Origin of the sequence: Bacillus chungangensis (genome assembly GCF_030812995.1) — a bacterium.
In the GTDB taxonomy this organism is placed as follows: Bacteria; Bacillota; Bacilli; order Bacillales; family Bacillaceae_C; genus Bacillus_CF; species Bacillus_CF chungangensis.
This window is the reverse complement of the sequence record NZ_JAUSTT010000025.1, coordinates 60701-69571: the sequence shown is the minus strand read 5'-3', so window position 1 is coordinate 69571 and position 8871 is coordinate 60701. Positions and strand designations below refer to the sequence as shown.

The 8871-nt window shown below is 35.1% G+C and carries 11 protein-coding genes; 8 read left to right on the top strand and 3 right to left on the bottom strand.

What is annotated here, in order from left to right; genetic code table 11:
* Window positions 1-115 precede the first annotated feature (115 nt).
* Together ytvI and J2S08_RS17720 are read right to left on the bottom strand one after the other, a co-directional pair.
* A complete protein-coding gene (gene ytvI, locus J2S08_RS17725) occupies window positions 116-1174 on the bottom strand; it encodes a sporulation integral membrane protein YtvI (protein WP_307231909.1) in 1059 nt (352 codons plus the stop codon).
* Window positions 1175-1400: 226 nt separating this feature from the next.
* A complete protein-coding gene (locus J2S08_RS17720) occupies window positions 1401-1760 on the bottom strand; it encodes a YugN family protein (RefSeq protein ID WP_307231907.1) in 360 nt (119 codons plus the stop codon).
* Window positions 1761-2065: 305 nt separating this feature from the next.
* Between J2S08_RS17720 and J2S08_RS17715 the strand changes: the two genes are divergently transcribed.
* Together J2S08_RS17715 and J2S08_RS17710 are read left to right on the top strand one after the other, a co-directional pair.
* Window positions 2066-2500 (top strand): CBS domain-containing protein, encoded by a 435-nt coding sequence (locus tag J2S08_RS17715; RefSeq protein WP_307231905.1) that lies wholly within the window; start codon window positions 2066-2068, stop codon window positions 2498-2500.
* 447 nt (window positions 2501-2947) lie between these two features.
* Window positions 2948-3928 (top strand): CAP domain-containing protein, encoded by a 981-nt coding sequence (locus J2S08_RS17710; protein WP_307231903.1) that lies wholly within the window; start codon window positions 2948-2950, stop codon window positions 3926-3928.
* A gap of 15 nt (window positions 3929-3943) precedes the next feature.
* Here the strand turns inward: J2S08_RS17710 and J2S08_RS17705 are convergent, their stop codons facing one another.
* Complete coding sequence (locus J2S08_RS17705; RefSeq protein WP_307231901.1) at window positions 3944-4438, bottom strand: PaaI family thioesterase; 495 nt, start codon at window positions 4436-4438, stop codon at window positions 3944-3946.
* 292 nt (window positions 4439-4730) lie between these two features.
* Between J2S08_RS17705 and ylbD the strand changes: the two genes are divergently transcribed.
* The 6 genes from ylbD to J2S08_RS17675 all read left to right on the top strand — a co-directional run bounded on the left by ylbD (window position 4731) and on the right by J2S08_RS17675 (window position 8636).
* Window positions 4731-5132 carry a YlbD family protein gene (gene ylbD / locus J2S08_RS17700; protein WP_307231899.1) on the top strand — a complete coding sequence of 134 codons (402 nt, stop codon included), beginning with the start codon at window positions 4731-4733 and terminating at the stop codon, window positions 5130-5132.
* 18 nt (window positions 5133-5150) lie between these two features.
* The gene (locus J2S08_RS17695; RefSeq protein ID WP_307231897.1) at window positions 5151-5384 is read left to right on the top strand and encodes a YlbE-like family protein; all 234 of its coding nucleotides are present in this window, start codon (window positions 5151-5153) and stop codon (window positions 5382-5384) included.
* A 178-nt stretch (window positions 5385-5562) separates the two neighbouring features.
* Window positions 5563-5949: a membrane lipoprotein lipid attachment site-containing protein gene (locus J2S08_RS17690; protein WP_307231896.1), complete on the top strand. Its 387-nt coding sequence runs from the start codon at window positions 5563-5565 to the stop codon at window positions 5947-5949.
* A 216-nt stretch (window positions 5950-6165) separates the two neighbouring features.
* Window positions 6166-6606 (top strand): YlbF/YmcA family competence regulator, encoded by a 441-nt coding sequence (locus J2S08_RS17685; RefSeq protein ID WP_307231894.1) that lies wholly within the window; start codon window positions 6166-6168, stop codon window positions 6604-6606.
* Between the two features lie 86 nt (window positions 6607-6692).
* Window positions 6693-6971 (top strand): YlbG family protein, encoded by a 279-nt coding sequence (locus tag J2S08_RS17680; RefSeq protein ID WP_307231892.1) that lies wholly within the window; start codon window positions 6693-6695, stop codon window positions 6969-6971.
* A 255-nt stretch (window positions 6972-7226) separates the two neighbouring features.
* Window positions 7227-8636, top strand: coding sequence for a stalk domain-containing protein (locus J2S08_RS17675; protein ID WP_307231890.1), 1410 nt, complete (start codon window positions 7227-7229; stop codon window positions 8634-8636).
* Window positions 8637-8871 lie beyond the last annotated feature (235 nt).

The following is an 8871-nucleotide window of genomic DNA, read 5'->3' as shown; positions in this document are numbered from 1 at the left end:
CATAACAAGTAACACATGGGTAAGCCGTATGCCTTAGTAGGGCACGTACGGTTTGATGAGGGAGTAACCTCGAAAGAGGTTACTCTACTCTATGAAATCGTATTATAGTAAGGAATTAAATTTTGAAATTTAGTTTTATAATTCCTGCTTCTCGAGCTGATTTTAAAATAATAAGCAGCAATGGGCCAACTATGAACCCAAGTATACCAATCAATTTCAAACCGATATACATGGAGATAAGTGTTGCGAGTGGAGAAAGGCCTATCTGGCTTCCCATCACTTTTGGTTCCACTGTACGGCGAATAATGAGCAGTACAACTGCTAAAATTGCTAGCTGGGTTCCTAAAGCAATGTTGCCGGCTAATAAATGATAAATGGACCATGGCGCCAGTATGACGATGGAGCCAATAATAGGGATGATATCAATGATCCAAATGATGATAGACATTACTAGAGCAACTTCTGGGGTAATGATAAATAGTCCAATCAAAGCAACAGCAAAAATAATGATGCTTACTAAAAATTGTGCCTTGAAAAAACCAAAAAAAACATATGATAGACGTGAAGTCATAAATTTGAACGCATCTGCTGTTTTATCTGTTAAATGGGAATAAATACCTTTTGTTATACTAGGCAATTCTAACATAAATAAAAAAAGAGCAATCAAATAGACGATAAAACTTACTAAATAATTTGGGATAAAAGATAACAAGGCAGTAATATTTTCAATATTTAAGTAAAGACGAAGACTTTGAATTAAACCATCTAAAAAATTTTCAACTTCACTAGCAAATCCTAAAACAAGCTCTTCTGGCAAATCATTTGTTAGGTTTTGTAGATGGCCTTTATATTTTATCCATATTTGGTTGATTTCATTAATATAAGTTGGGGTGCTTTCCACTAGTCTAACGGCTTCACTTGCTACTTTTGTCGTAATAAAAAAGGCAGCGAATCCAATGAATAGAGAAAACAATAGAAAAACGATTAAGACAGCAAGTTTTCTTTTAAAGCGTAATCGCTGTTGACAAAACTTAGTCAACGGGTCAAGGATTAGTGCTGTTGCCAGCGCCATAATAATAGGAACTGATACAGGCAAAATAAAATAACCAATTAAAATGAGAAATAAAATGATGAGTGTAATGATGAGATATTTCTTTTTAAACACTGCGGCCATGTAATGCTCCTCTCAAAATAATTACTCTTAGCGCTATTATAATACTTATTATGTACGATTGAACAGTCTTATTCTTTTATTTTATTCATCATTTATTCAGTCTGTTGTTTGCAAATAACACGTTTTCGAATCATATAAAAAGACAGTACAGAAATAAATCTGTACTGTCTTTATTTTTGACATTTTGCCGAAGCAGCTTCATTAATTAACAAGCTGAGTCTGGCCCTTATTCACTAAATACGATTAAGTCTTTTTTTATATTTGCAATGATGCCTTCACATTTTTTAACGAGATGACTTGGAAAATGTTCATCTTCCCCATATTCTATTCCATGTGGGTAATAATATTTGCCTAAGACTGGTGTGATTAATTGGATAGTAGCATCATGATTGCCCACATCGCCTTCAAAGGCATATCCTTGTATCCGCAAGTAGTAAATACCTTCTTTTATCTGAAATTTATGATCGTATGTAACACGTTCATAATCCCATTGTCCAGATCGAATCATGGAATGGTTGTACATTACCTCATCCAAGCGATTTAAATCAATTTTAATCGTTTCCATACCTGTATTTTCAAATTTCATCCACGTTCCCCTCCACATCCTTAAAATACAGCTGTTTCACATATGTGTTTTGAATTAGTGCTTTATAAACAGGCACTATAAGATTTTTTTGACTGTTTGTAAAAAAATCATTCTCTTTAATAATAGTCGAAAAAACCAAGTGTTGCAAATGAATGGCGATGAAAAAGCAGCGAATAATGTGACAAGATTTGTAACATTTCAGAAAGATACTAATTTGGAATAACTTTTGTTTGTAAGGAAAAACTAAAATCGTGTATATCGCCCTTATCAGTGCGATCACATTTAGAAAATGAGGAGGAATCGCGATGACAAAAATCAGGGAAATAATGACTACAGACGTTGAAACATGTACACTGCAAGATTCCGTTTATGATGTTGCGATAAAAATGAAAGAAGAAAATGTAGGCGTCATTCCAATTGTAGACGACGAAAAACTAGTTGGAGTAATTACTGACCGTGATATCGTTCTGCGATGTATTGCTGAAAAAGAGTCCTCATCAGCTATGGTTGCAGATGTTATGAGCGGCAACTTGATTACCATTTCCTCTGACAGCACAACGAATGAGGCAGCGCATTTAATGGCTGAACATCAAATTAGGCGCCTTCCCGTCGTAGAAAACGATAGGTTAGTTGGTATCGTTGCGCTTGGAGATTTAGCTGTTCGGGATTTAACAGATTCGCAAGCAAAACAAGCACTATCTGAGATTTCTGAAACGAATGAGACGCATTTACAGCATTGAAAATTTGAAAAACCTCTCTCAGTTAAGAGAGGTTTTTTAACATGAAAAAATCTTTTTTTAACTTAGTTCTTTTGTTTTAAATAGGTATGGGAAAAGTGCTATAATGGCTATATATATTACAGTTTGCTATTCTTATGGAGAAAGATAGAAAGAGGTTTTTACTTCGTGTCGGCCAAAAGCACTGCAATCGGAAAAGGAAAATTCCGGTATCGAAACATTCCATGTTTAAATGAAGTTCTATCCTAGTTCTATGTTCTACTTCTTTTCATTTGGAGAGGTGAAAAATCTCCACTGGGAAGAAGTATCATTTTATTATTTCCGTATCATTCATCTATGTAGAAAGGAGGTCAACAACTGCGAACTCTTTTTAGAATTCTTATCTTCCTTGCAATTATTTTATTTATAACAGTCTACACACACAATTCACCTAAAAATGAAATTTTGAATATGGATGAGTATACAAATCCTCCAAGATTGGATGATGAAAGTTTGATCATTGATTCCATAGAAAATGATGCAGAGCGTCCTCAATCTGGATTATCTACTTATATTGGAAAATCTTCTGCACAATTTGTTGAGCAATTCGGAAAGCCGAATCGAGTGGATGTATCTTTATATGGCTATGAGTGGTGGATTTATAATAGTAAAGAAACATCATATATGCAGGTAGGAGTTCAAGAAGAAACAATTGTGACGATATATGCAGTTGGTGAAAATCTTGAGCTTCAGCCTTTTAAAATTGGGCAAACAATTGGAGAGATTTATCGCACCATCTTATTGCAGCCAGAAATTCTTGTGCAAATTGATGAAGGCACATATCGATTCGAATTAACAGAAGAAGATTTAAATATTCGGCCTTTGATTCAACTTGGAGATATTTACGCGCAGCTCTCTATTGATAAATTGACTGGCAAACTGTTTAGCATTCGTTTTATTGATAAAGAAACATTAGTAAAAATGCGTCCATATGAATTGGTTTATCGAGGAAAGTTAATGTCTCAGGAACCGCTTAGCGAGAGCGAGTGGAGACAGGTTGAAGAAGGCACAGAGAAGCAAATTTTTGATATTACCAATATACTAAGAGAACGTTTTGAAGTAACAAGATTGAGTTGGGATGAGGAGACAGCCAAAGTAGCTTTTCAACATAGTGAAGACATGGAGAAAAACCAATTTTTTTCCCATTCATCGCCTCATTCTGGGGAACTGACCGATCGGCTTGATGCGCAAGATATCAATTATAAAATGGCGGGAGAAAATCTTGCTGTTCAATATATTGATGGTCCAGCAGCAGTGGAAGGTTGGTTAAATTCAGAAGCACATAGAAATATATTGCTTGAAAAAGAATTTACCCATCTTGGTGTTGGTGTTTATCAAAAGACTTATACACAAAATTTTATTAAAAAAGATGAAAAATTAAATCAGGATTAATCCCATTAAGGGGTGTTATCCTGATTTTTTCTTTTGAATAATATAAAAAGTTCCAGTACAATGAGCAATCTTTACTCCATCATCTCGGTGCACAAATCCTTCTAAGATCATTGTCTTCGTTCCTTGATGAATAAGTTTGGCAGTAGCACAGAGCTCGCTTCCTTTGCCAGGAGCAATATAGTGAATATGAAGATTCGATGTAACAGCACCTAAATCATCTGGAAGCATTTGGTTAGCAAGCGATCCCATAGCTGTATCAAGAATAGTGGCAGTTATTCCCCCATGAACAATGTGAAATGAATTGTCTGTAAGTGCAGAAATTGGAATCCTTACTTTGGCATAATCTTGTTGTTTTTCGTGGCTCATTTGCAAGATGCCGCCAATATAAGAGCTTCTTTTTAGATGTTGTTTTCGTTTGATACCGTTCAGTAATTGCTCTAAGACGGTTAAATCATCTTTTGTTGCGTTATTAAGACATTCTTCAAGCATGTTTCGAATCCGATCTTTCATATCTGACCCTCTTTTCTAGCATATGTTCTGGCTTATTTTTGAATAGTGAAAGTAGTGCTGCAGTATAGATTATGTCAGAACGCTTTCATTTTCATTCTTTAATAGGAGTTTAGTCTCTTAATATTATTTAGACTGATGTAAAGGCCCTATTGATGGATTTTCACTCAATCATAGCACGCTTTAATCGAAAGTTCCATTCGTTTCTTCATATTAATGACGTTGATCACGCTGCACATTTATGAAACTTAAACATAGATTGTAGTAGGTATGCCATTCATCTGAGGTGAAAGCAATGACAAAGAAAAAACTTCATCCATCTGTGGAGGAATTTAAAGAATTTATTAAGGAGCATACTCATTTAATTCAATTAGTCCGAAAAGGCGAGTATACATGGCAGGAATTGTATGAAGATTGGTATTTACTTGGAGCTGATGATCCAAGATGGCAAGAATATTCATCTTCAAGCAGTGAAAAAGTGGAGAAAAAAGAAGGTAATAGTAACAATTGGTGGAATCAGATTAGCGGTTTGCTCAAAAATATGGATGGGAAGCAGGTTGACGGATATATTGAAAAACTGAATGAAGCGATTAGTTCAATCCAAGGCGTTTTATCACAGTTTCAAAGCCATCGATCAGAAGGTTCTTCTCCTATGAAGAAAGAAAGAAACGATCCATTTTCGTTTCGTAAAGATTAAACATGGAGGTAACACCTAATGAGGCCAGAGGTTATCGAATATATTAACAGTGATAACGATTTAAAGCGGTTTTTAGTAGAACAACCGATTTGGTATCGCATTCTAAGTAGAAACCCAGGAGAATTGGAACAATTTGAAATTGCATCTCTACATTATTTTAAACAAACGATTCCACATAAAGTGGAGAAATTTTCAAATGGTATACAAATGGCTTCTATGATGATGCATATGTTTCAAAATATGAAAGGATAAAGTGAACTTTCACCATAGAGAATCTAAGTTTTTTAGATAACGTCATCAAAAGTAAGATACGGAAGTTTTCGGATGAAGGAGCATCATGCTCTTTTTTTTTGTAAAAAAATGAAGAGGATATGTCTACCATGACTAAATCTAATTGAATTGCAAAAACTATGGACGAGGAGTGATATTGATGAAAAAAATGCTATGCCTGCTATTCATTGTGTTCTTATTATCTGGTTGTAAACAAGATTTTCCGAAGCCTGAAGCGTCTGTTCCAAATGTACAAGCAGCGGATCAAAACAATTCAGATGATATGATAGTCCGTCATTTTGTACAAGGCAAAGATATTCTCGTTGAATGTTTTGTTCCGGGAATTTCCTTTTCTGGAAACAAACAAAAGCAAGGGAAAATGATTGTTTATCTTAACGGTAATTTATATGCGGAGTATGAAACAGCAGCTTTTATTATTAAAAATTTGGAAAAGGGTACACATCATGTGAAAATAGACATTGTATCACCAGAAAATCAACAGTATGGAATAAGTAAAGAGTTCAGTGTAATAATTCCGTCTTCTTAAGTATAGGACAGTCGACGAAAAAAGAAGAAAGTCGCTTCGAAAGTAAAAGCATGGTAAAATAAAGTAAAATGAAGTGAAGCTTTTTTGAAACGTTATCATTGACATTTTGATAGGGCACAAAGAGAAAACCCTTTTAAAATAGAGGCGTTTTTATCAAAAAAATTACTGATCAATTCATCACTTTTGTAGAATAATCGTTTGATGGAGGTGGATCATATGCTTGCAACAGCTGAAAGACTTCAAGTTCTAACTGAATCGGAGCAGTTGTCTAAGATGATCTTGCAGACAGAAATAGCTGACACCTATCGCCAGCTTTATGATAAATTGAAAACAGATCCGTGTACACAGAAGAAAATAGCTTCATTTGTCCGAATGAAGATACTTTATGACGAGGTGCAACGATTTGGAAGGTATCACCCTGATTATTCACGCGTTATGAAGGAAACGCGTCAGTTGAAAAGGGATATGGACATGGATGAAAATGTAGCTCGTTTTCGCCAAGTCGAAAATGAACTGCAGCAGCTGCTTGATGAGATTAGTATCATTATCGGCAAATCTGTCTCTGAACATATTAAAGTTCCGACAGGCAATCCTTTTTTTGATAATGCTTCTGTATGTAGCGGCGGCTGTAGTACTGGAGGGAGTTGCGGTTCATAAAAGTGTATCCTCTATAAAAGACGGGTTTCTTAATGTCTGAAGCCTGGCGATTAGAAGAAATTATAGGATTCAAGGAGAATGCGTGTATGTTAAAAGGAAGACAAGCAATTATTGTTTGGCTTTATAGTTTAAAGCATGCGAAAGCTTTTAGACGCTTTGGCAATGTCCATTATGTGTCAAAGCGATTAAAGTATGTTGTTCTTTACTGCAACCAAAAAGATGTCCCACAATTAATGGAAAAGTTCTCAGCATTGCCTTTTGTAAAAAAAGCTGAACTTTCTTATAAGCCATATTTAAATACTGAATTCGAAAATGCCAAACCAGATAAGGCGAAGGAATATGATTATTATAAGATGGGAATTTAACGATATTTACAAAAGCCAGCAGCACTAATTACGGCTGCTGGCTTTTGTGAGGAGTTAAAAAGACCTATTTTTCCAGAACCTTCTAAAAAAATATGTGAAAAAATTTAATTAAGCTAAGTCATCTAGCTTGCTAGACTTTCTTAGTGACTATTTATTCGACAAGTTTATTACTTTTTTTATGAAAATGGTGTTAAATAATGTGAAATTTGGTATGGTAAGATTAGAATACTATTTCATCTTACAAGGAGACTGATTATGGCTAAAGTTTCACTTTCCATCCTGTCTATTATAATGGTTATCACTGGTAGTGTTCTTTTTTTTCAATGGAAAGGGTATTCTTTGGAACAGCCCAAAGCTGATGGGGTGGATGCTGAACAAACGATTACGATCCAATATCGAGATCAAGAGCTAATTGTAGAACAAACTTTTCAACAATTACCGCCACAAGTTTATGATATTGATTTTCCAGATAATGCAAAGGATACTGTATGTTATCATGATGAAAAGGATTGTGATTGGCAGAATGAAATTGGTACAAAGGTAAGTGTGGACGCAGGTGAATTAAAGCTTTCCTATCGTTTTGATATGCAAGAAAATACGAATAGTTTTTTACTTGAAAACTGGGCAGCTCAATTGTCTGGTGTTCACATTACTTCGACAAAGATTCAGATAGTAGATGAGCAAGTTCGAACCGGAGCTTGGATTGCTGGAATGGAGAAAAAAGGAGAACAGCATTTAGATTATGTCAGCTACTATGTCTTTGCTGGGGAAGGTTCGGCTCCGCCTTTATATTGGCAGGATAAAATGCTGAAAGAAACGAACTTCGATAAAATGGCGGCCCTTTACCATGCTGATGGTATGAAGATTCCAGATATTTCATTAGAATCGGTTTCCAAACTAGATAGTCCAGCATCATTTTACATTGTTGTAACTGATCAGCATCCTGCTAAGCGTGCTGGTTCTCTTATTATTTTGAACGATTACAACCAGTTGGCTAATCTCGAAGCTATCCTGTTGACGGAAAAGATTAACCATGTATATTTGTTGCCGGAGAAAGAGAAATGGCTAGGTGAAGTTATCGCATCTTTGACATTAAATCAGACGATAGGAACTGAGAAATCTATTTCCATGTTTGAAGAATTGATGGCATACTTAAGTGAAGATGATCGCAAGCGTTTAATAGAAAAATTAACAGAATATAAAGGAGAAACAATTGATAGCGCAAAGCTGGATCAAATACTGAGTGAAATTGTTAGTTTAGGAACCGATTTTTTTACAATCAATAAAGACAAAGAGGCGCCATTTAGAAAGCTTGTATTTTATGATTTGCGGCCAGTTTATATTGGAAAGGAACAAGAAGACAATGTTCGGCTGACATATTACGAACAAGAAAAGAAAATGTATCCATTTGAAGAAACAATGAAAGCGCTCGGCTATGAGATTACAGAGATTCAAGAAGAAAATAGTTTTATTCTCGAAAAAAATGCGGATCGCTATCGTTTTTATACAGATAAAAATTTATTTATCTTTAATGAAGAAGATTATGGTTTATTTGCAAATCCACTAACAGTATGGGACGAAACTGTCTATATCGAAGAAACTTGGCTTCAGCAGTTATTTCACGTCTTTATTGATGAACAAGAAAACGTCATTAAAATTGAATGAACAATGATAAAAAACCCTGCAGAAAAACTGCAGGGTCCTTCTATTTCCTTTTCATGCACTAAAAAGCATGAGACCAAAATCGTTCATGCTTATCAAATGAACGATTTTCTATGTGAAAGGAAAGAAGGAAAAGGGAGAGGAGAAACCGGAGGAAGAACTTATGGGGAAACGTAAGTCTTCTCCGCGGTTAGCAACAACACCTTCGCAGATGCTGTTATTTTCATTATGGCCGTAT

Excerpts from the sequence above, each read along its gene's own strand:
- ytvI (WP_307231909.1), bottom strand. The coding sequence starts at position 1,174 with ATGGCCGCAGTGTTTAAAAAGAAATATCTCATCATTACACTCATCATT.
- J2S08_RS17720 (WP_307231907.1), bottom strand. The coding sequence starts at position 1,760 with ATGAAATTTGAAAATACAGGTATGGAAACGATTAAAATTGATTTAAAT.
- J2S08_RS17715 (WP_307231905.1), top strand. The coding sequence starts at position 2,066 with ATGACAAAAATCAGGGAAATAATGACTACAGACGTTGAAACATGTACA.
- J2S08_RS17710 (WP_307231903.1), top strand. The coding sequence starts at position 2,948 with ATGGATGAGTATACAAATCCTCCAAGATTGGATGATGAAAGTTTGATC.
- J2S08_RS17705 (WP_307231901.1), bottom strand. The coding sequence starts at position 4,438 with ATGAAAGATCGGATTCGAAACATGCTTGAAGAATGTCTTAATAACGCA.
- ylbD (WP_307231899.1), top strand. The coding sequence starts at position 4,731 with ATGACAAAGAAAAAACTTCATCCATCTGTGGAGGAATTTAAAGAATTT.
- J2S08_RS17695 (WP_307231897.1), top strand. The coding sequence starts at position 5,151 with ATGAGGCCAGAGGTTATCGAATATATTAACAGTGATAACGATTTAAAG.
- J2S08_RS17690 (WP_307231896.1), top strand. The coding sequence starts at position 5,563 with ATGAAAAAAATGCTATGCCTGCTATTCATTGTGTTCTTATTATCTGGT.
- J2S08_RS17685 (WP_307231894.1), top strand. The coding sequence starts at position 6,166 with ATGCTTGCAACAGCTGAAAGACTTCAAGTTCTAACTGAATCGGAGCAG.
- J2S08_RS17680 (WP_307231892.1), top strand. The coding sequence starts at position 6,693 with ATGTTAAAAGGAAGACAAGCAATTATTGTTTGGCTTTATAGTTTAAAG.
- J2S08_RS17675 (WP_307231890.1), top strand. The coding sequence starts at position 7,227 with ATGGCTAAAGTTTCACTTTCCATCCTGTCTATTATAATGGTTATCACT.